At 39.4% G+C, this 21,734-nt stretch carries 22 protein-coding genes; 8 read left to right on the top strand and 14 right to left on the bottom strand.

Annotation, left to right across the window (positions count from 1 at the left end; all coding sequences use genetic code 11):
* Positions 1–230: 230 nt before the first annotated feature.
* Positions 231–779, top strand: coding sequence for a DUF4124 domain-containing protein (locus I6F44_RS10750; RefSeq protein WP_010554783.1), 549 nt, complete (start codon positions 231–233; stop codon positions 777–779).
* Here the strand turns inward: I6F44_RS10750 and I6F44_RS10745 are convergent, their stop codons facing one another.
* From I6F44_RS10745 to I6F44_RS10730, 4 genes are all read right to left on the bottom strand, one after another.
* On the bottom strand, positions 780–1,034 hold the full coding sequence (locus I6F44_RS10745) for a hypothetical protein (protein ID WP_007582187.1): 255 nt from the start codon (positions 1,032–1,034) through the stop codon (positions 780–782).
* 137 nt (positions 1,035–1,171) lie between these two features.
* On the bottom strand, positions 1,172–3,916 hold the full coding sequence (acnA, locus tag I6F44_RS10740; protein WP_010554785.1) for an aconitate hydratase AcnA: 2,745 nt from the start codon (positions 3,914–3,916) through the stop codon (positions 1,172–1,174).
* A gap of 202 nt (positions 3,917–4,118) precedes the next feature.
* A complete protein-coding gene (locus tag I6F44_RS10735) occupies positions 4,119–4,547 on the bottom strand; it encodes a hypothetical protein (RefSeq protein WP_197173757.1) in 429 nt (142 codons plus the stop codon).
* 101 nt (positions 4,548–4,648) lie between these two features.
* Positions 4,649–5,032 (bottom strand): RNA-binding S4 domain-containing protein, encoded by a 384-nt coding sequence (locus I6F44_RS10730; protein ID WP_121955325.1) that lies wholly within the window; start codon positions 5,030–5,032, stop codon positions 4,649–4,651.
* A 245-nt stretch (positions 5,033–5,277) separates the two neighbouring features.
* Between I6F44_RS10730 and I6F44_RS10725 the strand changes: the two genes are divergently transcribed.
* Positions 5,278–5,565: a hypothetical protein gene (locus I6F44_RS10725; RefSeq protein ID WP_007582180.1), complete on the top strand. Its 288-nt coding sequence runs from the start codon at positions 5,278–5,280 to the stop codon at positions 5,563–5,565.
* Between the two features lie 56 nt (positions 5,566–5,621).
* Positions 5,622–6,284, top strand: a complete 663-nt coding sequence (locus I6F44_RS10720; RefSeq protein ID WP_197173756.1) for a hypothetical protein — start codon at positions 5,622–5,624, stop codon at positions 6,282–6,284.
* A gap of 9 nt (positions 6,285–6,293) precedes the next feature.
* Here the strand turns inward: I6F44_RS10720 and I6F44_RS10715 are convergent, their stop codons facing one another.
* From I6F44_RS10715 to glnA, 5 genes are all read right to left on the bottom strand, one after another.
* Positions 6,294–6,752, bottom strand: a complete 459-nt coding sequence (locus tag I6F44_RS10715) for a cyclic nucleotide-binding domain-containing protein (RefSeq protein WP_010554789.1) — start codon at positions 6,750–6,752, stop codon at positions 6,294–6,296.
* Between the two features lie 29 nt (positions 6,753–6,781).
* Complete coding sequence (ntrC, locus tag I6F44_RS10710) at positions 6,782–8,167, bottom strand: nitrogen regulation protein NR(I) (protein WP_007582175.1); 1,386 nt, start codon at positions 8,165–8,167, stop codon at positions 6,782–6,784.
* Positions 8,168–8,181: 14 nt separating this feature from the next.
* On the bottom strand, positions 8,182–9,252 hold the full coding sequence (glnL, locus tag I6F44_RS10705) for a nitrogen regulation protein NR(II) (protein ID WP_007582173.1): 1,071 nt from the start codon (positions 9,250–9,252) through the stop codon (positions 8,182–8,184).
* A gap of 82 nt (positions 9,253–9,334) precedes the next feature.
* Complete coding sequence (locus tag I6F44_RS10700; protein ID WP_197173755.1) at positions 9,335–9,850, bottom strand: DUF4124 domain-containing protein; 516 nt, start codon at positions 9,848–9,850, stop codon at positions 9,335–9,337.
* Between the two features lie 113 nt (positions 9,851–9,963).
* Positions 9,964–11,370: a glutamate--ammonia ligase gene (gene glnA / locus I6F44_RS10695; protein ID WP_010554792.1), complete on the bottom strand. Its 1,407-nt coding sequence runs from the start codon at positions 11,368–11,370 to the stop codon at positions 9,964–9,966.
* A gap of 507 nt (positions 11,371–11,877) precedes the next feature.
* Here glnA and typA point away from each other — a divergent pair.
* Positions 11,878–13,701 (top strand): translational GTPase TypA, encoded by a 1,824-nt coding sequence (gene typA / locus I6F44_RS10690; RefSeq protein ID WP_024589533.1) that lies wholly within the window; start codon positions 11,878–11,880, stop codon positions 13,699–13,701.
* 144 nt (positions 13,702–13,845) lie between these two features.
* Positions 13,846–14,460 carry a hypothetical protein gene (locus I6F44_RS10685; protein WP_121953827.1) on the top strand — a complete coding sequence of 205 codons (615 nt, stop codon included), beginning with the start codon at positions 13,846–13,848 and terminating at the stop codon, positions 14,458–14,460.
* Between the two features lie 155 nt (positions 14,461–14,615).
* Here I6F44_RS10685 and I6F44_RS10680 read toward each other — a convergent pair whose 3' ends face one another.
* The 3 genes from I6F44_RS10680 to I6F44_RS10670 form a co-directional block, all read right to left on the bottom strand.
* Positions 14,616–15,344, bottom strand: a complete 729-nt coding sequence (locus tag I6F44_RS10680; protein ID WP_197173754.1) for a CBM9 family sugar-binding protein — start codon at positions 15,342–15,344, stop codon at positions 14,616–14,618.
* Positions 15,345–15,411: 67 nt separating this feature from the next.
* Positions 15,412–16,491 (bottom strand): MBL fold metallo-hydrolase, encoded by a 1,080-nt coding sequence (locus I6F44_RS10675; protein WP_121953825.1) that lies wholly within the window; start codon positions 16,489–16,491, stop codon positions 15,412–15,414.
* 74 nt (positions 16,492–16,565) lie between these two features.
* Positions 16,566–17,222, bottom strand: coding sequence for a DUF2959 domain-containing protein (locus tag I6F44_RS10670; protein WP_024597208.1), 657 nt, complete (start codon positions 17,220–17,222; stop codon positions 16,566–16,568).
* Positions 17,223–17,309: 87 nt separating this feature from the next.
* Between I6F44_RS10670 and I6F44_RS10665 the strand changes: the two genes are divergently transcribed.
* Both I6F44_RS10665 and dtd read left to right on the top strand, forming a co-directional pair.
* Entirely contained in the window at positions 17,310–18,215 is a 906-nt protein-coding gene (locus I6F44_RS10665; protein ID WP_121953823.1) for a virulence factor BrkB family protein, read from the top strand.
* Positions 18,216–18,653 carry a D-aminoacyl-tRNA deacylase gene (gene dtd, locus I6F44_RS10660; RefSeq protein WP_121953822.1) on the top strand — a complete coding sequence of 146 codons (438 nt, stop codon included), beginning with the start codon at positions 18,216–18,218 and terminating at the stop codon, positions 18,651–18,653.
* On the opposite strand, the gene I6F44_RS10655 is transcribed toward dtd, so the two are convergent.
* Entirely contained in the window at positions 18,642–19,355 is a 714-nt protein-coding gene (locus I6F44_RS10655) for a spermidine synthase (RefSeq protein ID WP_121953821.1), read from the bottom strand. The two genes, dtd and I6F44_RS10655, sit on opposite strands and share 12 nt — an antisense overlap.
* Positions 19,356–19,600: 245 nt before the next feature.
* Between I6F44_RS10655 and I6F44_RS10650 the strand changes: the two genes are divergently transcribed.
* The gene (locus I6F44_RS10650; protein ID WP_076925800.1) at positions 19,601–20,494 is read left to right on the top strand and encodes a bifunctional GNAT family N-acetyltransferase/hotdog fold thioesterase; all 894 of its coding nucleotides are present in this window, start codon (positions 19,601–19,603) and stop codon (positions 20,492–20,494) included.
* A 58-nt stretch (positions 20,495–20,552) separates the two neighbouring features.
* Here I6F44_RS10650 and I6F44_RS10645 read toward each other — a convergent pair whose 3' ends face one another.
* Positions 20,553–21,587: a phospholipase A gene (locus I6F44_RS10645; protein ID WP_121953820.1), complete on the bottom strand. Its 1,035-nt coding sequence runs from the start codon at positions 21,585–21,587 to the stop codon at positions 20,553–20,555.
* Positions 21,588–21,734 lie beyond the last annotated feature (147 nt).

Here is a 21,734-nt window from a genome sequence, read left to right as displayed (position 1 = left end):
GATGGCAGAAAGCCTCATTCTAGAGCCACGAAGGGAGCGAAGTTTTCCTCGTTCAGTCAACCCAAGACCACAGCGGTACGCTAGAAATAAAAAAGCCGCTCACCTTAAGTGAACGGCATTACAGCTTCGGCTGCGTTTTTATTTTCTTTTATTAGGGTACAAAAAATTGCCTAATTAAGTATTTTTTATTAGACTCAAGGCAATAAAGGATTAATTAAAGCAGGAACGCTATGAAATACTTTACCTACTTAGCTATATCAATCATGGCTATTGCAGTTATCTCTTTGTTTTATTTAAAAAAGCCCGATGGTCAAACATGGCTTTCTGCATCATCAATTAGCAGTGAATCTCAGCAAATTAAAGAAAAAATGGTTGCGCTATCTAGCAATACTTTGGACCAAGCAGTGCAGGGCGTTAAGCAAGCTGGCGATAAAATTGCGAGCAGTATTTCTGATGAACCAATGCCTGAAAGTACTACCTCAAGCAGCAAAATTTTTAAGTGGCAAGACGAAACAGGCCAATGGCACTTTTCTGATACACCTAACCCGCATGCAAAAAGTATTGAAGTAAAACTCGATCCTAAAGATATTACTGTTATTGCAGCAGAAGACACATCTATTTTAAATACCTCTCCAAGTACAAATACAATGTCGGCTGCACCAGAGGGGATCAGTATTTTGAACCCAGACTCTGTTAAAAAGCTATTTAATGATGCCGAAAATGTAAAAGACAAACTAGAAAAACGTAATAAAGAAATTAATAATTTAAGTGCACTCTAATTATTTAGAGTGAGTGCTTTTATGGTTTTTTAAATAACGTTTTTCGGCTTCCATCAATAATACGGTTAAATATATTTTAGTGGGAAGCGACAGCAGTACACCTACAGCAATGCATGCCGCGGCTATAATTATTCCTTTAATACCATGATTAACAGTGAAGTAACTCGACACAATTAAAGTGTGGCCAGTCACAATAAGGCACAACCCAAGCACTATTGATGTTTTAAGCAGCCTAATTATCATCGTTTGCGACATAGTTACCCCACTAATAGTCGCTATAGTGTAGGCACGCTTTAAATGCTTAGCATTGATTTAAGACAACAAACAGCACACATAAAAAAGCCCAGCTTATTACTAAACTGGGTTTTTAAATGTATTAACTACTGTCTTTGTTAGTCGAGCATATTACGCAGTACATATTGTAAAATACCGCCGTGTTTGTAGTAATCCCACTCTTTAGGGGTATCAATACGTACATCAGCACTCAAGGTTACTTTTTTACCTTCGGCATTTGTAGCAATAACGGTTACTTCATCGGTTTTATCGTACAGGCCATCAATATCAAATTGTTCTTGCCCTGTTAACCCATGTGACTCGTAGCTTTCACCTTCTTTAAATTGCAGAGGTAATACACCCATACCAATTAAGTTAGAGCGATGAATACGTTCATAGCTTTGTGCTACAACGGCTTTAACGCCTAATAAAAGTGAGCCTTTAGCAGCCCAGTCACGAGATGAACCCGTACCGTATTCCTTACCCGCTAAAATAATGAGTGGCGTATTATTTTTTTGATACTCCATTGCTGCATCATAAATACTCTCTAGCGTATCGCCAGGCTGAGTACGTGTTACGCCACCTTCAGTACCTGGTGCTAGTAAGTTTTTAAGACGCACATTAGCAAACGTACCACGCATCATTACTTCGTGATTACCACGGCGTGAACCGTACGAGTTAAACTGCGCTTTATCTACGCCATTTTCTTGCAAGTATAAACCTGCTGGTGCATCTGCTTTGATAGCACCTGCTGGAGAAATATGGTCAGTGGTTACTGAATCCCCAAGCTTAGCTAAACAACGTGCACCTTCTATAGTAGGAATGCCCGGTGGTTCTACTTTCATACCATCAAAAAATGGTGCTTTTTTAATGTAGGTAGATGCGTCATCCCAATCGTAAAGTTTGCCATCTGGTATTTTAATTTGCTGCCAACGGCTATCGCCTTCGTAAACGTTAGCGTAGCTTTTTTCGAACATTTCTTTAGTTACTGTTTCTTTAACTAGGTCACTTACTTCTTTAACGCTCGGCCAAATATTTTTAAGGTAAATATCGTTACCGTTAGCATCTTGAGCCAGGGGTTCGTTGTATACGTCAATATCGGTTCTGCCCGCAATGGCGTAAGCAACAACAAGCGGAGGCGACGCTAAAAAGTTCATTTTAACATCTTGGTGAATACGCCCTTCAAAGTTACGGTTACCCGATAAAATAGAGCTCACTACCAATTTATGTTTTTGAATTGCGTCTGATATTTCAGTTGCAAGCGGCCCTGAGTTACCAATACACGTAGTACAGCCGTAGCCAACTAAGTTAAAGCCTAGGCTTTCTAGGTCATCCATCAGGCCTGCTTTTTCTAGGTAGTCGGTAACTACTTTAGAGCCTGGTGCAAGTGATGTTTTAACCCAAGGTTTTACATTAATGCCTAACTGTTTTGCTTTTTTGGCAACCAAACCAGCAGCTAAAATAACACTTGGGTTAGAAGTATTAGTACAGCTGGTAATTGCGGCAATAACACAAGCGCCATCGTTTAGTTCAAACTCTTGGCCTTTAAATTTAACCTTAGCGGCGCCCATAAACTGCGCTTCGTTAACTGGTTCATCTGGATTTGTTGTTGGCCCTTCACTTTCAATACGAGCTTGTTCTTCGTCGCTATTATCACGACGAGCCATACGTTCATCTTGAAAGTTTTTTAAATGCTGGCTAATCACTTCACCAGCCTTGTCTAGGGAAATTCTATCCTGTGGTCGTTTAGGGCCTGCAAGGCTTGGTACAACATCACCTAGTTTAAGCTCGAGTGTATCGGTATAGCTAGCTTCGTCACCATCGTTACGCCATAAACCTTGGTGTTTTGCGTAATCCTCAATTACCTTTAGGTGACTTTCGTCGCGGTTTGTTAAGCGAAGGTAGTTAATGGTTTCATCATCAATTGGGAAAATACCACACGTAGCGCCGTATTCTGGTGCCATATTCGCTATGGTTGCTCTATCGGCAAGTGGTAAGTCGGCAAGGCCATCACCATAAAACTCTACAAATTTACCCACTACACCATGGTTACGCAGTATTTCGGTTACAGTTAACACTAAATCGGTTGCGGTCGTACCTTCAGGTAAGCGGCCGCTTAGCTTCATACCGACTACTTGTGGAATGAGTAAGCTAATTGGCTGACCAAGCATGGCTGCTTCGGCTTCAATGCCGCCGACACCCCAACCAAGCACACCTAAGCCATTAATCATGGTGGTGTGAGAGTCAGTCCCTACAAGCGTATCTGGGTAAGCGAATTTTTTGCCGTCGCGCTCTTCATTAAAAACAACGCGCGCTAAGTATTCTAGGTTTACTTGGTGAACAATGCCGGTTGCTGGTGGCACTACTTTTAAATTATCAAAAGCGGTTTGTCCCCAACGTAAAAATTCGTAACGTTCTTTATTTCGGTCGTATTCAAGTTTTGCATTTAAATCAAATGCACCATCATTTCCGTAGCCATCTACTTGTACCGAATGGTCAATAACAAGTTCAGCAGGTGATAACGGGTTTATTTTTGCAGGATCGCCACCTAGCTTCTCCATTGCGTCACGCATCGCGGCTAAATCAACAATAGCAGGTACGCCGGTAAAGTCTTGCATAACTACACGGGCAGGTGTAAAGGCAACTTCAGATGCAGGTTTTGCTTGAGGATCCCAATTAAGAAGGGCTTGAATATCTTGTTCTTTTATATTTGCGCCATCTTCGTTACGAAGAAGGTTTTCAAGTAATACTTTTAAGGAAAAGGGCAATCGTTTCGCTTTGTCGCCAAGTCCTTTTAGAGAATGAATATGATATTGCTCACCATTTATTGTGAGCTGATGTTGGGTATCGAAACTATTATTCATTATTTGCCCCTTTATGAATTAGAAAAATATTTTGAAGAGTGACCTCTGTAGTGTTCGAGTTGCAAAGTACATACCAGTGTAAAAAATCGTGTTTAGAGAATGAATTTTGTACAGTTAATATAGTAGAGATGATGCTGAAAAGTTTAATTTCAAGAGATGATTTGAAAGAGGTAGGGTCAAAAGTTATTTCGACCCTTATTAATTATTGTAACCAACCTTGTTGCTTACCTTTAATACTCAAACAAAGTAAAGCAATGGCAATAATGATTACAAAAATAGGCATAAATACAGCACTTGCGCCAAGTAGCTCAATACTGTTTATGACCACAAAATTATAATATTGCTGAATTAAAATAGCGCCGAGCGATAGCGCAAAAGTAGGTGTTGCCAGCGCGTTTTTAGCAAGTAAAAACAGACAACCAAAAGTGCTTCCAAATACAGCTATAGCAAATGCAATGGTTGACCAAATAGGAACGTTAGAGTAGGCAGCTTGTTGATCTAGCGGAAGTTTACCTATCATTTCGGGTGTCATCATCATGTGCATAGCAAATGCAATAACGCCAAGTAAGTTCCATATTAGTGCCGCCCATACAACTGGCTTAAACCAATTTTTAGGTGTTTTAACAGACATTTTATAACCTTGTTTTTATTATTATTAACTAGGTTATTAAAGAGTAAAAAGGCCAACTATACAAGTTGACCTTTTTATATAAAAAGAGGGCTTTTAAATGCTTAACCAAATGAAATAGGACGACGACCTGTTTTATCATCTACTTTTGGTTTTTTAGTTCGCTTGCGCTTACTTTTAGCTGGCTGATTTGTTGGTTGTGGTGCAGCTTGCTTTGACTCTGCTTGAGTTTGTACCGCAGGTTTTTCTGCAGGGGTTGCATCTTCACTTAGCACAAGTTTAAAAAATTCACCATCAAATTCTAATACATCGCCACTGTATAATTTTTTCCGCTTTATTGTACAAATTTCATGGTTAACACCCACATAGCCTTCGGTAATTAGGTTTTTAGCTTGGCCGCCACCTTCAACTAAGTTTAGTACTTTTAATAATTTACAAAGCTCAATTGGCTCTTCTTCTAATTCTATTTCTATGTATTCTTCGTTCATATTTGCTCTCGGTGGGGTAACGCACAAGCTGTAGTATAAAGGCTTGCAGCTACTTTTGCACCAAAGCAAGTGACTTTCGCTAATTGTAATACTTAAATAGCTATGAAATTTTTTATGTATTTTATCTGTCTTTAAAAAAACTGAAGCAATTGAAGAGTAACCTTTGCAGCAGTTAATTTTACGTATGGCCTGCTAATTGCTAAAACTTTGGCGGATTAAATAGTTTTCATTAAATGGAGTAGGAAATGGGCGTAAGATTAGCAATGAAAAAAGAGCTAATGGGATTAGACAATTCAGGTATGTTAACTGCTGACGATGTTAGAGAGCACCTTGCTAATTCTGTAAAAAAGCAAGCTGATCAAGATGAGCGCGGTTTTTCTGTAATTTCAAAATTCAATGATACCCATAGCCGTTTAGTTAGTGGTGATGCCACGAGAAAAACAAAACTTGAATTTGAACGTCATCGTTTATTTAAAGAAGTTTTATATACTCGCAAAAGTGTTGATGCTTGGTTAGATAGCCAAACTAACTGATTTGCTATTTATCAAAAATCAAATAGACTACAAGTGTAATCTATTTGAGGTTGATGATGAAAAATATACTTTTAGCGTGCTTAGTCATTTTATTAAGTGCGTGCCAGCAACCCACTGTGTATGTTTACACGCAAGCACTGAGTACAAATCAAAAGCAGCAGCTAGAAACTAAACTGGCTGCTCAAACTCTACCTTATCAATACCAAAATATCGTAGTACCAAAAGCATATAAAAATGCGACGTTAGTTGTCTCTTATAAAGACTTTAATAGCGGGCAGTTAGAACAGTTAACGCTAATAATGCAAAGTATGGGGTTTGAACCTGACATTATTTACAGTAAAGCAGAGAATCATCATTATACTAATGGCAATATAGGTTTTTATTTACGTTCAGCTTCACAAAGTACCGAGCTAAGTATGCCAAGTATTATGCTTACAACGGGCTGCTTAAACGATAAATATAATAATATGCGCGTTTCATTTGACGAAAAAAAGACGCAATTTACATTACCAACGGGTGTTAAAGTGATGTTGGATTGGGAGCTTTTTGAACCCTACTTGGTTATTCATTATCAAAACACATCGCAATCGTACACGCATACTACGCCTAAAATAAGCACACCCTTTGGTCAAAAGCCGTCAGATACTTTTATTTACAATGCATATTTAAACAAACCAGATTGGCTTAACTGTTCACTACAAATTGTTTATATGGACTGAGTGATAGAGTTAACCGTGAGTTTCTATATGCTCGCTTAGTTTGGCAATGCGCAGACTCATACCTTCTATAATTCGGTCTTTAATTTTTTCGCGGATAACATTAGGTAAGCGGGTGAGTGCTTCAGGGGTAATAGCGAGGACTATACTGTCGGTTTTAGCGCGAGCACTGGTACTACGCTCTCGGTTATTTATGAAGGCACCTTCACCTATAAATTCACCGGGCTCAATAGTGCCAAGTTCTAGCAAATGGTTATGCTTAAATACTAATAACGCGCCGCTAAGTACAATGTACAAACGTTTGTCGTTATCGTATTGCTTAAATAAAAATTGATGCTGGCTTACTAAATATAACAGGCCGAACGACTCTAATAAGACTTGGCGCTCGCTGAGCGTGAATTCTTTAAAAAAGTGCAGCCTGTTTATAATTTCCATTTGTTTGAATAATGGAATATGTTCGATTAGCTTCATCAATAACCAAATGTGTTAAAAGCGTTTAATCAGCTAATATTGCGCTCTTTTAATTTTCGGGTCAACGTGTTGCGTCCCCAACCAATTTTTATAGCCGCATCTTGCTTATGACCAGAACAATTAGCCAGTGCGGTTTTAATTAAGCGAGTTTCTAGCTGGGCTTGAATGTCAGGCCAAATATTTTCTTTGCCTTGTTTAAGCTCTTGATTAAGCCATTGCTGAAACGCATCTAGCCAATCACCTTCTTCCTGGGTTGGCGAAGCATCCAGAATCTCCGGCGGTAAGTCTTGCTCGCTTACAAGCTCACCCGGTGCCATTACAGTAAGCCAGCGACAGGTGTTTTCTAATTGGCGTACATTGCCTGGCCAATTAAATAAGCGTAATTGCTCAGTTGCCTTAGGGCTCAGCACTTTGCTTTCTACTTGTAGCTCTTTAGCGCTTTTATGTAAAAAGTGTTGCGATAAGCTTTCTATATCTTCAGTACGCTCTCGAAGAGCAGGTAAACGTAGGCGCACAACATTAAGACGATGAAATAAATCATCCCTAAACTTGCCCTGTTTAACTAAATCTTCAAGGTTTTGGTGCGTAGCCGCAATAATACGCACATCTACTTTTATACTTTGATGGCCACCAACGCGATAAAACTCACCATCGGCAAGAACGCGTAATAAACGTGTTTGTACATCAAGTGGCATATCACCAATTTCATCTAAAAATAGTGTGCCGCCATTGGCTTGCTCAAAGCGGCCTTTACGCACGCTGTCGGCGCCCGTAAATGCGCCTTTTTCGTGGCCAAATAACTCTGACTCAACAAGCTCTTTTGGAATGGCTGCCATGTTAAGTGCAATAAATTGATTTTCTTTACGTGGGCTATGATTGTGCAGCGCACTGGCGACAAGTTCTTTACCTGTTCCAGATTCGCCATTTATTAATACGCTCATGCTAGAGGCCGATAGTTTACCTATCGCTCTAAACACTTCTTGCATTGCGGGCGCTTCACCAATTATGTGGGCACTTTTTGGTGGAGCTTGCTTTCGCTTAGTTTTTTTAGTGGAGTTTGCTCTGCATGCGCTTTCGACTAGCGCCACTGCTTCGTTTAAATCAAACGGCTTAGCAAGGTATTCAAAAGCACCTTTTTGGAATGCATTTACAGCTGAGTCTAAATCTGAGTGCGCAGTCATTATAATAACCGGCAGCCCAGGGTTTTGCTCTGCAATAAGTTCAAGCAACGCCATACCATCCATACCAGGCATTCGTACGTCAGAAACTAAAACAGTAGGTTGGCTAAACTTTAGTGCGCTTAGTACATCTTGCGCATTAGCAAAGCTCTCTGTGTTAAACCCTGCACGGGTTAGTGCTTTTTCAAGTACAAATCGAATAGAAGCATCATCATCTACAAGCCAAACTGTTTTCATGCAAACTCCAAACATTAATCTGCAAAGGGCAGATAGATATTAAATTCAGTATGTCCAGGCCAGCTATCACATTCTATATAGCCATCATGTTGATCTATCAGTGTTTGCGCTATTGAGAGTCCTAACCCAGAGCCACCTTCTTTATTGGTGATCATAGGGTAGAACAGTGTTTCGCGTACACTGGGATCAATACCTGGTCCGTTATCAGATATTTGGATCAACAAGGCTTTTTTAGGTGCTTTACCTGGGCGACGATGTTGATGATTAATGCGGGTTTTTATTGTTATTTCACCGCCATCTACAAGCGCCTGTTGGGCATTTCGAACAATGTTTAATACCACTTGCTGAATTTTGCCTTGATCAATGTATACATCAGGAATACTCGGGTCGTAATCTTTAACTAAGCTAATGTTAGAACAATTATCTAACGTACTTAGCCTTGCAACTGATTCAAGTGATTGATGTATATTGCCATACGATTTTTGCGGAAGTTGATTGGGCCCCAAAAGCCTATCTACTAGTTCGCGTAATCGGTCGGCTTGCTCAATGATGAGCTCAGCACATTGATCTCTTTCTTGTTGATCAACCTCATACTGCAATAACTGCGCCGCTCCGCGAATTCCACCTAAAGGATTTTTAATTTCGTGAGCTAAGCCTCTAATTAGGTTTCGGGCAGCTTGATATTGATGCATTTGATTAGACGCTTGGTCGTGCTTAATTTCGTCATCGGTTTGGCGCCACTCAAATAAAATATAAAGCGAGCCATTAAACTTAATTTGTCGTGTACTTACGGCTACTTTTGCATGGCGAGAATCGCTAAAAACCACGTCAGCTCTATGCTGCTGGCAATCTACGCCTTCAACTAATGAGTATTGTTCTATACGCTGTAAATCGATTGAATGGTAGTTAAAAAGGCTATCAAACGGTTGTTCTAACAAGCGCTTATTACCAAGGCCAAGCAGCTCGCTGGTACTGGTATTGGCATATACAACGGTGAAGTTTTTATCAAGTAGCATGATAGCGGTTGTTTGATTTTGCCAAATGGCATCGAGTAGCTCAGGGCTAAAGTTTTTATTATTAATCATAGCTGCACCATTTTAGTGCGTGGATGTTTGCAAGCAAGTTATATGGTTAAATACACTGCTGCACGTTTAGTAATGCCCCAATTTAGTTACCTAGGTTTAGCCCTTTTCGGTGCATAAAAAATATGCAGGGTTCGCTTGTAGCAATAACTTGGTTTTTACTATTAAAAAGCTTTAATTGTAGTGTGTGCTGACCACGTTCTACATCTCTAATTGCAAAGGTTGAGCTGTCACTGGCTGGGCCGTGTGCTTTACCATCAATAAAAAGTTGTATAGTAAAACCAGTTTCAAAGCGTGGTTTTATTCGGCTAGTTACATAAACAGTGCCGGTATTTTCACGAATAGTCTGGTTATGATCAGGTGAGGAAATAGCAATACTAAAGGCCGCTTGTTGAGGCTGCTCGTCAAAAATGTCAGTATTTGTTGCAGGCATATTAAGATCTTGGCTGGTGAGCTTTACTTCTTGGGCCCCTTTATGAGGGGTGTCTGAGAACACTAATACGCCATTTTTATCTTTCCAAGCGTATATTTTTGTTTCACCGGCATAACCATAATTACTTAATCCTAAAGTAATTAATAGTAATAAAATCTTGTTATTCACTCTGCAGCCCTGCATTTTTATCGGTAACTTAACTTTAGTGGAGATTGACTAATTTTACCATTAAAAAAGCCCGCAAAGCGGGCTTGAGAACACACATATTTTTTACAGCTTAATTAACAGCTGTAGTACATTTCAAACTCAACTGGGTGAGTTGTCATGTTAAGCTTTTCAACTTCTTTAGACTTAAGTTCGATGTAAGCATCGATTAAGTCATCAGTGAATACGCCACCTTGAGTTAAGAATTCACGGTCTGCGCTAAGTGCAGATAGTGCTTCGTCAAGTGATGCTGCAACAGTTGGAATTTCTGCTGCTTCTTCAGCTGGTAAGTCGTATAAATCTTTATCCATAGCATCGCCAGGATGGATCTTGTTTTTGATACCATCAAGGCCAGCCATAAGCATTGCTGAGAAAGCAAGGTATGGGTTAGCAGTTGGATCCGGGAAGCGTACTTCAATACGACGACCTTTTTCAGATGGAACCACTGGGATACGGATTGATGCAGAACGGTTACGTGCAGAGTATGCAAGCATAACTGGTGCTTCAAAACCTGGTACTAAACGTTTGTACGAGTTAGTAGACGCATTTGCAAAAGCGTTAATTGCTTTAGCATGCTTGATGATGCCGCCAATGTAGTAAAGTGCATCTTCAGAAAGGCCGCCGTACTTATCACCAGCAAAAAGGTTTACACCATCTTTAGCAAGTGACTGGTGACAATGCATACCAGAACCGTTATCACCAACAACTGGCTTAGGCATAAACGTTGCTGTTTTACCGTATAAGTGAGCCATGTTATGGATAACATATTTCATTTCTTGAATTTCATCCGCTTTTAATACCATTGTATTAAAGCGAGTAGCGATTTCGTTTTGACCTGCTGTTGCTACTTCGTGGTGATGTGCTTCTACTACTTGGCCCATTTCTTCTAGAACTAGACACGTAGCTGAACGCCAATCTTGGAAGTCATCAACTGGAGCAACTGGGAAGTAACCGCCTTTAACACCTGGACGGTGACCAGTGTTGCCATCTGCATATTCTTTATCTGAGTTCCAAGCAGCTTGCTTAGAATCAATTTTGTACATAGAACCAGACATATCTGATTTGTATTTAACATCGTCAAATACGAAAAATTCTGGCTCAGGGCCAAATAAAACAGTGTCTGCAATGCCTGTAGAACGCATGTAATCTTCAGCACGCTTAGCAACAGAACGCGGGTCGCGCTCATAGCCTTGTAGTGTAGAAGGCTCTACTACGTCACAACGTAAAATTAATGTCGCTTCTTCAGTGAAAGGGTCTAGTTTGATTGACTCAGGAACTGGCATTAATACCATGTCTGATTCGTTTATGCCTTTCCAGCCTGCAATTGAAGAACCGTCGAACATTTTACCGTCTTCGAAAAAATCTTCATCAACTTGGTGATGAGGAATCGATACATGTTGCTCTTTACCCTTAGTGTCAGTAAAGCGTAAATCAATGAACTTGACGTCATTTTCTTTAATAAAATCTAAAACCGATTGTGACATGTGTCCTCCAACTATTGGGTTTTGTTATTGCTGCATAATTGCTTTGGTATTTACTAAGCTGATTTTGTGCCATTATTGTAACTGGCTGTTTATAAATTAAAAAAATATCATTGCATCAAAATGGAATATATAAACGCACCATGTTGGTGCGTAAATATTCCATTTTAGTGCAAAATTTACAGAGCGTAATTTGTTGTTAATTTAATCAGCTGAAATTAGCATAACCTAAATGTAAAAGAGTAACAAAAAGATCGGAAAAATAGCCAAAAAGACTGTTTTTCAAAAAAATATTGAAATTTAATTCATATAATTGTCATATATAAAACAGATACTTAGTAAAAGTATTGAGAAAGTTTTAAAATATGTATTGGATAAACTTTCATCCATGTCATTAATGAGGGATAATATGCGCCCTTTTAAATCCTATGCTGGGACATCTCGCGAAAGCGTGGATGAGTGCGTAGATCTTGCAGGATCATTGAGAATTTAATTTCTCTGAGTAAATATATGAGCATCGAAAAGTTAAGAAATATAGCGATTATCGCGCACGTTGACCACGGTAAAACAACTCTGGTTGACAAACTACTTGAGCAATCAGGTACATTAGAAACACGCGGCGGTAACGAAGAGCGCGTGATGGACTCAAACGACATTGAGAAAGAACGTGGTATTACCATTTTGGCTAAAAACACAGCCATCTCTTGGAACGACTACCATATCAATATCGTAGATACTCCGGGACACGCCGATTTCGGTGGTGAAGTTGAACGCGTACTTTCGATGGCTGACTCAGTATTATTACTTGTTGATGCTCAAGAAGGTCCAATGCCACAAACGCGTTTCGTTACGCAAAAAGCATTCGCGCAAGGCTTAAAGCCAATCGTAGTTATCAATAAAATTGATAAGCCAGGTTCACGTCCTGATTGGGTTATGGATCAAATCTTTGATTTATTCGACAACCTTGGCGCAACTGACGAACAGTTAGACTTTAAAGTAATCTACGCTTCAGCTATCAACGGCTGGGCAACACTAGATTTAGACGAGCCATCAGACAACATGGAACCTATGTTCAAGATGATCGTTGACGAAGTATCACCACCGGATGCAGATCCTGAAGGTGACTTCCAAATGCAAATTTCTCAACTAGATTACAACTCTTATGTTGGTGTAGTTGGTATTGGTCGTATTAAACGTGGTTCTGTTGCTCCTAACCAACAAGTTACTATTATCAGTGCTGATGGCACTACACGTAATGGTAAAATTGGCGCAGTACAAAGCTACCTAGGTCTTGAACGTATCGAAACTGACAGAGCTTACGCTGGTAACATCGTAACTGTAACAGGTATTGGTGAGCTTAAGATTTCTGATACAGTTTGTTTCCCAGGAAACGTTGAAGCATTACCACCACTAAGTGTTGATGAGCCAACTGTAACAATGACATTCTCTGTAAATAACTCACCTTTCTGTGGTAAAGAAGGTAAGTTTGTAACGTCACGTAATATCCGTGAACGTTTAGACAAAGAATTAGTACACAACGTAGCACTTCGCGTTGAAGATACTGGTAGCCCAGATAGCTTCCGTGTTTCTGGTCGTGGTGAATTACACCTAGGTATCTTAATCGAGAACATGCGTCGTGAAGGTTACGAGCTTTCAGTTTCTCGTCCGGAAGTTATCTTACGTACTGTAGATGGCGTTCTAGAAGAACCGTTTGAAACAGTTACTATTGACTGTCAAGACGAGCATCAGGGTTCTGTTATGGAACAAGTTGGCCTACGTAAAGGTGAGCTTACTAACATGACTCCAGATGGCAAAGGCCGTATGCGTTTAGATTTCATGATCCCTAGCCGTGGTTTAATTGGTTTCCAAACTGATTTCATGACGCTTACTTCGGGTTCTGGTCTTATGTACCATACGTTCGATCATTACGGTCCTCACAAAGGTGGCGACATCGGTGTTCGTAAGAACGGCGTAATGATTGCAAATGCAACTGGTAAAGCACTTACTAACGCATTATTCAACTTACAAGAACGCGGCCGTTTATTCATCGGTCACGGTGTTGAAGTATACGAAGGTATGGTTATCGGTATTCATAACCGTGATAACGACCTTACAGTTAACGCCCTTAAAGGCAAGCAGTTAACTAACGTACGTGCATCTGGTACTGATGAAGCGCAAACGCTTTCTCCACACCTTAACTACTCACTTGAGCAAGCGCTTGAGTTCATCGATGATGACGAGCTAGTTGAAGTAACTCCACTAAACATTCGTATTCGTAAGCGTTACCTTACAGAAAACGAACGTAAACGTGCAGGTCGTGGACCTAAAGCATAATCTATTAATTTAGAATTATGATTTTAAAAGCCGCTGTATTGAAAAATACAGCGGCTTTTTTGTGGGTGAGATTCATTTATTTAAATTTAAATGAGTGCTATTTTGAATATTAAATAAATTGGAAAATGTAAAAAGGAATTAACTATGCATACTGGAATATTACTTAAAAACGATGATGGTGAAAAATATATTTTAGAGAAGCAATATGAACTGTATTACAATTTCACGGTAGACTGTTTTTTTTCAATACAAGCAGCGTATCCTAAATATAAAGAAGCTAGGGAGAGGTCAGGTCAGTTAAGTAAAGAAGATAGATTGCATATTCACTCTTTCATATTTTATTCAAATTCTTTCGTTTTATATGCTGCGCTCACATTAGAAGCATATATTAATTATTATGGCGCAAGGTATTTGAAGTTAAGCAATCGACTTAAAAATTTGAGGGTTAGAGATAAATGGAGAGATTATATAAAGTTAAAATTGGATATAGATCTTGATAAAGAGACTAATGAAAAAATAAGTAAAATAATTAACTTGAGGAATACTCTTGCTCACTCTAATGCTGAGAAAGTGCTTCTAAATACAAACGACAACGGCTGGGAAAAAAATATTCAAGCAAGGTTAGAAGTTTTAGATAAAGGACAATTCCTATTTGACTTGAACAGTATTTTTAAAAGAGTATTTGAGTTTGATGAGTCGGAAAAAAAAGACTTTGAAAATAATCATTGGATAGTGGATCTAGAAAAAACTCAAAATTAATATTGTTACAGGTCAAGTAGGTAATATTTTTACTTTGATCTTTATTTAAGCAATCGATAATGCAAAACCCCCATGTTTGTTGGTAGGGGATTTTTTTCGTTGGGTTTCGCTGCGCTCAACCCAACCTACTTAATTATTTTATTGGTGGGAGTAACTTACTTTTTAGGGAGTAGGGTGATTTTGCCAAATACATCTGCATCTATAAAGCCACGGTTTCTGTCGCCATTTACTGGTTGTACTTCGTGTGAGCCCATAAAGTGCTCGCGCACGTCACTGCCATCGTTATCGCAATACGCTAGCATAAATCCGATTACCTGCTTTTCGCTAAGTGTAATTGGGGTATTTTTAGCACCTTCTTTATAATCATTCGGGTAGAGTTTTATCGCTACTTCCCAGGTAATGTTAAAAGGCGTGGTGGTATTGCGCTTCCAATTACTAACTAGGTGGTCGGTATACAAATGGGCTTTTTTATCAGGTCCGTAATCGGCGGCTTGGTTATCAAGGCCAATATGGTATGCCAAAGCGGTGTGATTAAATTGATGATTACCACCTGATGCATCGCTATCAATAAATACTTCAAGCGCATCGTCATCCCAATATTTATACGTTGGATCGGCGTGTGTATCTATTAAAACGTCATCCACAATATCGGCTTGTAGGTATAAATAGTTTTGATCCCACAGTAAGCGATAACGCCCTTTAAAGTCGGCATCGTTTGATGGCAGTGTGCCATCCATTAAATAAGGCATATCGTGCCAAGCGGCTTTATCCCACGCACTTTCTGATACGCCATCAATAGTAATTGGAGTTGATGTATGTTCAACATCAATAGCCATTGTTGGCGTGCTTAATAAAAAGCTTAAGGCGAGTGCTAATTTTTTCATTAATTTCTCAATTTTATTGTGGATTTGTCTTAATGTAATAACAATCTTAAAACAGCTAAGTAAATAGTTATAGTGAAATACTTTCGCCTTCGTTTAAAATATACAGCGGTACTTTTGAATCCATTTTAGTGTACATATGCAATAAGCGCAGTAAGGCTGAATGACTGCTGTGGTCACCCATTTTCCAACTTGAGTTACCGTATCCCCACGGTATCATTACTTTGCAGTTAAGCTCTTGTGCTGCGTTGAGCGCATCCTCTGGTGTGGTGTGAACGTAACGATAAAATTTACCACTTTCTTTACTGTAGTAAGATGCGATTGGTATTAAGCACACATCTATATCGCCATATTTTTGCTGTATGTCTTTAAAGTGTTTTGAGTAGCCCGTATCGCCTGCAAAAAATAAGGTACTGCCGTTTTGTTCAAGCAGCCAGCCATTCCATAAGTCTTTATTGTTATCTTCGTAAATAAAGGGCACCAATACACGAGCGCTAAAATGATGAGCTGGCACGGCATTAATAACTAAGTCGTCAATGTTGGTTGTTGAATACCACGGCATTTCGCTAATATTAAAACCACCGGTAGGAAAGTTGTCGGCCATACCGAGTGGTGTTAAATAGCGAGGTTTATTGCCAATGCTTTGTATGTCGGCCTTATTAAAGTGATCGTAATGAATATGCGAATACATTACAGCATCAATATTTTCCAGTTCTTGCTCACTAGGCCAAGCGCCTGCTTTACGATAAATACCACCGCCGAGTTTAAAGCCAAGTGCGACTGGAGAATCAAACTGATTTTTTACCGGATCAAACAGCACACTTTGACCATTTGGGGTGTTAATTACAAAACTAGCGTGACCAAGCCAGCGTACGGTATAGCCAGTGCTAAGCTGTGGTTTAGTTTGCTGGCCTTGGTACTGGCAGTTTTCGCTGCCGGTTTTGCATAGTAAGTCTGGGTGGGCTGGGTAGCAGTTTTCAGTACAGGTAGTGGGATATGTTTTTTCACCTGTGTATAAATTTTTATAACGACCATTCTTATCATTAATAACAACAACTGAGTCGGGGCTGGATATATGATTAATATTATTAGGTGCACCGCAGGCCGTTAATATACATAAGAGCGTTGTTGCGATTAAAAAGCGTTTCATTGTAAATCCCTTTTAGCATTCCCTTTAACATAAAAAAGCCTGCAATTGAGCAGGCTTGTTTAAGTAACAAATAATTAGCCAGCGCTGTTCATTTGTTCAATAAATTTGTTTGAATCAGCAATCGATTTGTTCATGTCGTTCATCAACAATTGAATATCGCGCTTAAGGTTAGTGAATTCACCTTTAATAGCCGATACCGCTTGTGCATTTAAGTTATGCTTTAAGTATAAAACGTTATCATGAAGCGAAGTTAATACTGGCTCCATTTTACTCTCTGCGCTGCGCATTGAGCGTAATAGCTGATCAAATTGACGCTTAGTCGCGGCTAGCTTTTTGCTGCTTTCACGCTTAAGTGATGCGCTTTTGTATTGCTCCAACTCATCGCCCCATTCATCAAATAGCGCTTCTGCCACGTCTTCTACCTTATTGATGTTAGTTGAGACTTCGTTAGCGGCATTTAAGCTCGACTCGTAATCGTCGTTTAACTGATTATAAGTGTCTTGTAATTCGCCACCATTAAAATCGATTAGAGTCGTTAAGCGCTCTAGTGCCGATTTAAATTCTTCTTGTGACTCTTCTTGAGAGTCTTTGGTTTCTTCTACGCGGTCAATAAGAATATCGCGTTTATGAACACCCACTTTTTCCATTGCAGAGTAATAAGCTGATTGGCAGCCAGTTAAAGTAAGTGTTACTACAAGCATTGAAACACTGAGTAATGTTTGTTTTTTCATTTGAATTCCTGTTTACGTGCGTTAGTGCTGTAAATTATGGCGCTGATTGTTATTATAATCAAAACTATATAAGCACAAGTCAATTGTATGAATGATAAGCTCTCACATTACAAACAGCAAGTTAAGTCCTTTATACGCCAGCAACCTGGTTGGTGGATGCAGTATTTCAATCGTTGTATAGACGATCAAATAACGGTTAATGCAGGTTACCTTGCTTACGTGACACTTCTGTCGTTAGTGCCATTAATTGCGGTGGGTGTTGCTATATTTTCGGCTTTTCCGGGCTTTGAATCTACTCGCATGGAAATTGAGAGCTTTTTGTTTACCAACTTTGTCCCTACTTCTACCGATGTTATTAGAGAGCACATTAGCTCCTTTGCGGGCAATGCCAACCAAATGACGGCAGTAGGTATTGGTTTTTTAGCTGCAATAGCCTTACTGTTAATACGCAATGTAGACGCCACATTAAACCGAATTTGGCGAATTAAGAAAAAACGCCCAATGATGATCTCATTTGCTGTGTACTGGATGGTTTTGAGCTTAGGGCCTATGCTGCTCGGTGCCAGTATTGGTGTTACCTCTTACATTGTATCGTTGGTATCGTTTGCTGATCAGGGTATTCCTGGGTTTAGCGGATTTTTGTTAAAGTTATTGCCGTACGGGATTTCGATGGTGGGCTTTATTATGCTCTACACCTTAGTGCCTAATACGCGCGTGTCGTTTAGAGCGGCAATACCTGGCGCTTTTTTTGCGGCACTTTTATTTGAGCTGACTAAAAAAGGATTTGCACTTTATATTAGCCATTTTCCGTCGTACGAAGTTATTTACGGCGCAGTAGCTACCATTCCTATTTTGTTTGTATGGGTGTATTTGTCGTGGGTAGTTGTTTTGCTTGGCGCTGAATTTACAGCGTGCATTAGCCCAAATGATATTCCAGAAACACCTGAGCTTGAACTAGAAGATGATGAACCAGCACTAAAGGATACAGTTTAAATGCAAGGTTTAATACAGCGTGTAAAGTATGCCAAAGTAGAAATTAATAACCAAGTAGTAGGCGAGATTGGCAATGGTATATTGTTGCTATTAGGTGTCGAAAAACACGACGACAAGCAAACATCTGACAAACTTTTACACAAAGTAAGTAATTATCGTATTTTTACTGACGAAAACGACAAAATGAACTTAAGCCTTAAAGATATTAAAGGTGAGTTACTTGTGGTTTCGCAATTTACGCTAGCGGCTGACACTAAAAAGGGTATGCGCCCTAGTTTTTCATCTGCGGCAACGCCAAGCCAAGCTAACGAGCTTTACGAATACTTTGTAGCTCAAGCTAAAGAGTTGGGGCTTACAATAGCCACAGGTGAGTTTGGTGCCGATATGCAAGTAAGCTTGTGTAACGATGGGCCCGTTACGTTTAACTTATCTGTTTAAGTTTTTGGTTACCACGACAATATGATTTACATAGCCCGTAATTTTTTGCGGGCTAACATTACAACCAAATACATCGAGTAATAGCTGCTGAAGTTGCTTTAATTGCGATTCATGCTGCGATAAAAAGTTAATAAATAGCACGCCGTTGTTATTTAAAGCCGAGTAGATTTTTTTATAAAATGCCTCTTCAAATAAAAATCGAGGTGCATCTATTTGGCTAAATAAATCTAGAATAACCCAATCAACATTTAGCGCACTTTTTAAAACCTGTTGCGCATCGGCGCAAAGCAGTTGCTCATTTTTATTTGACGAAAAAAACTGGGTATAGCAATCAATAATATCGGCGTTTTTTTCAACCGATGTTATTTGTGCTTTAGGGTATTTATACTGTAAATAATTACGAATTGCTCCACCGCCAAGGCCAAGTTCTAACACATTTTGTGGCGGCTTAAGAGTTTGCCAATGCTTATCTAAGTACAATAAATGCGGAAAAAGTAATAAGCTCGGATTATTTAAATCAATAACAGATTGAAGGGTGTCGTTAATAAGTAACCAGCGTAACTGCTCGTGCTCACGTACTTGAATGTGATCACCACTGCATTTATGCCAATATATTAACTGACCAATGCTGTGGCTATTTTCAATAAATTGATCGCTTAGCAAACCCGTCAGTGAATTTATATAATTGATTTTTTCAGTCATATTCTCAGCATAAACTAGCAACGTTAAAGCGCAATGCCCTTTGCTATTATTTTTTACGTTATTTTGCAGGCATCACCAAAGTCGTATTTGCAGTTTTTTTAGGATGGAGTATGGTATTTGCCATAATAATACCAATCAATTTAATTATTTTATTTTTTTAGCTTGGTAGATAACCAATACGATTAGTATAACGCCGTAGCCTTTTTTGACTTTTATTTGCGGCTTATATAACAACAGGAGTATGTATGTTTCAGGTAAGCACCCCACAAAGTAGCGAAGATTGGCAAGCGTATTATCAATTGCGTTGGCAGGTATTACGCGCGCCTTGGGGCGAGCCTCGTGGCTCTGAACAAGACGATATGGAACAAGATTCTGAGCATCGCTTTATAAAAAATAAAGAAGGTGAAGTGCTAGGCGTAGCACGTTTGCACTTTAACAATCATGAGCAAGCACAAGTGCGTTATATGGCAGTTGCTGAGGGTAATCGTAACCAGCATATTGGTAGTCGCTTACTGCACGAGCTTGAAAAAATTGCATGGGTTCAAAATGCCGGTGAACTTGTATTGTTTGCACGCGAACGAGCACTTGAGTTTTATAAGCGCCACGGTTATGAATTAAAAGAAAAAGCGCATTTAGCGTATGGTGATGTTCAACACTTTAAAATGGTAAAGCAAAAGCCATGTGAACCAGGTTGGTTCCGCCACCCTAATTGGACGCAAGTACTACAAAATATATGGCGTGAGTCTATTCCAATTAGTGACGCGATGGGCATTAAGGTAGAAAGCTATACCGATTGGCAATTTACAACCAGTGCCGACCTTGACGCTAACTTAAACCTACATAACACGATGTTTGCAGGGTCTATTTATAGCTTGGCCACGCTAACAGGTTGGGGCGCTACGTACTTAGCACTTAAAGAAGCTGGGCTTGAAGGTAATATTGTATTGGCCGATGCTAACATTAAGTACTTAAAACCGCTTACTACAGACCCACGTGGTTGTGTTGATATACAAACATGTAAGGGCAAGTTAAGCGATTTAGAAACCGACGGTAAAGCAACCTATATTGTGCCTGTTACTATTTATGATGGTGACAATGTAGTTGCAGAGTTTGAAGGTGTGTTTGCGGTTAAAAAATAATTGTTTAATGTCGAAAAACAAAAAGCCAAGCAATGCTTGGCTTTTTTGTGAGCTCGTTTTATAACAAGTCAGTTAATAATATACCTACACCAATACGTTCTACATCCGCGTTGTAATCAATTAAGCTTTCGCCATAACCGTTAAAATATTGTGCATAACCACGAACGCGACCCCATAACGGAAATGACCAGTCGAGTTGAATTGCACCACGGTTTTCTGAATTTAAGTTGTTACGCGTCATGAAGCTAAATTCATGATCGTTAAGACGGTATGCACCACTAAATTCAAAATAGCCCATGTATTTGTATATGTCTGGGTTGTCGTCGCCTTTAGCTTCTAAAACGTTGTCTTTTTCGTCCTCAGCTATGCGGTACCAAGGTTTAAAACTAAAAACAAAGCCTCTGTTTTCCCAAATAAAGTCTGCATAAATACGGTTCCACGAACGCGAGTTTGGCTGGCTGCGACCATTTGATTGATGCGAAATACCTAGTGAAATTGCCATTTCGTCGCCCCATAATACGTTTTCTGGGTCGAGGTAGTTTATCCAAAATATTTCTGGTTCGTAGTTGGTTTCACGAAATGGAGAAGAGATTTCTGAGTTATAAAGCTGCCAGTAAGATTGCAGAGTAAAGCCAAAAAATATGGCTTGGTCTTCATCAGAAAAATCATCATATAGAGGCACTTTGATTGAAAGCTGGTATTTTGCTTCTAGGTTGTCTAGTGGCTCACCATCGTTATCATCTGTTAATTCGTCAAAACCATCAAAAGGGCGATCGTTTGGGTGTGATACGTACGAAAGCGGTAAAATATAGTTACGCTTATGTGGCGTAATTACGTTTCTATTTTTTTTACCGACTTCTTCTCGAGCTTGGCGTTTATCAAGCGCGGTAAGTTGTTTGTTTTCTTCAAGAGCTGAACACTTTTTACGAAGATCGTCTAATGTCTGTTTACCGTCTCCGCCAATTACTTCATTTAAAATACACTGCTTTACAAGTTCGATGTCGTTATCTTGCTCGTTTGTAGAAACTTCTTCTTGTGCGAAGGTCGCTGTACTTATTAAGGCAGAAAGTGTGATCCAGTGGCGCCAGCTCATTGTAATTCCTTGTGAGTTCGGGTTGTTGTATGCGTTAATTTAATTATAACGTCTTTTTACATATGTAACGGTGAACTTTTACTGAATTTGTATTCACAGCAATCATTATACGTATATAAAGTAAATATAGATCAGAAAAAAAGCGAC

It is taken from the genome of Pseudoalteromonas sp. NZS11_1 (genome assembly GCF_015864275.1).
Lineage (GTDB): Bacteria > Pseudomonadota > Gammaproteobacteria > Enterobacterales > Alteromonadaceae > Pseudoalteromonas > Pseudoalteromonas arctica.
This window is presented reverse-complemented; position numbering and strand designations above follow the sequence as displayed.

Bases quoted from the DNA above. Each gene is read 5' to 3' on its own strand.
- I6F44_RS10685 (WP_121953827.1), top strand. From the start codon at position 13,846: ATGCATACTGGAATATTACTTAAAAACGATGATGGTGAAAAATATATT.
- I6F44_RS10665 (WP_121953823.1), top strand. From the start codon at position 17,310: ATGAATGATAAGCTCTCACATTACAAACAGCAAGTTAAGTCCTTTATA.
- I6F44_RS10715 (WP_010554789.1), bottom strand. From the start codon at position 6,752: ATGAAGCTAATCGAACATATTCCATTATTCAAACAAATGGAAATTATA.
- typA (WP_024589533.1), top strand. From the start codon at position 11,878: ATGAGCATCGAAAAGTTAAGAAATATAGCGATTATCGCGCACGTTGAC.
- I6F44_RS10645 (WP_121953820.1), bottom strand. From the start codon at position 21,587: ATGAGCTGGCGCCACTGGATCACACTTTCTGCCTTAATAAGTACAGCG.
- ntrC (WP_007582175.1), bottom strand. From the start codon at position 8,167: ATGAAAACAGTTTGGCTTGTAGATGATGATGCTTCTATTCGATTTGTA.
- dtd (WP_121953822.1), top strand. From the start codon at position 18,216: ATGCAAGGTTTAATACAGCGTGTAAAGTATGCCAAAGTAGAAATTAAT.
- I6F44_RS10720 (WP_197173756.1), top strand. From the start codon at position 5,622: ATGAAAAATATACTTTTAGCGTGCTTAGTCATTTTATTAAGTGCGTGC.
- acnA (WP_010554785.1), bottom strand. From the start codon at position 3,916: ATGAATAATAGTTTCGATACCCAACATCAGCTCACAATAAATGGTGAG.
- I6F44_RS10675 (WP_121953825.1), bottom strand. From the start codon at position 16,491: ATGAAACGCTTTTTAATCGCAACAACGCTCTTATGTATATTAACGGCC.
- I6F44_RS10750 (WP_010554783.1), top strand. From the start codon at position 231: ATGAAATACTTTACCTACTTAGCTATATCAATCATGGCTATTGCAGTT.
- glnA (WP_010554792.1), bottom strand. From the start codon at position 11,370: ATGTCACAATCGGTTTTAGATTTTATTAAAGAAAATGACGTCAAGTTC.
- I6F44_RS10650 (WP_076925800.1), top strand. From the start codon at position 19,601: ATGTTTCAGGTAAGCACCCCACAAAGTAGCGAAGATTGGCAAGCGTAT.
- glnL (WP_007582173.1), bottom strand. From the start codon at position 9,252: ATGATTAATAATAAAAACTTTAGCCCTGAGCTACTCGATGCCATTTGG.
- I6F44_RS10745 (WP_007582187.1), bottom strand. From the start codon at position 1,034: ATGTCGCAAACGATGATAATTAGGCTGCTTAAAACATCAATAGTGCTT.
- I6F44_RS10725 (WP_007582180.1), top strand. From the start codon at position 5,278: ATGGGCGTAAGATTAGCAATGAAAAAAGAGCTAATGGGATTAGACAAT.
- I6F44_RS10655 (WP_121953821.1), bottom strand. From the start codon at position 19,355: ATGACTGAAAAAATCAATTATATAAATTCACTGACGGGTTTGCTAAGC.
- I6F44_RS10730 (WP_121955325.1), bottom strand. From the start codon at position 5,032: ATGAACGAAGAATACATAGAAATAGAATTAGAAGAAGAGCCAATTGAG.
- I6F44_RS10670 (WP_024597208.1), bottom strand. From the start codon at position 17,222: ATGAAAAAACAAACATTACTCAGTGTTTCAATGCTTGTAGTAACACTT.
- I6F44_RS10735 (WP_197173757.1), bottom strand. From the start codon at position 4,547: ATGTCTGTTAAAACACCTAAAAATTGGTTTAAGCCAGTTGTATGGGCG.
- I6F44_RS10680 (WP_197173754.1), bottom strand. From the start codon at position 15,344: ATGAAAAAATTAGCACTCGCCTTAAGCTTTTTATTAAGCACGCCAACA.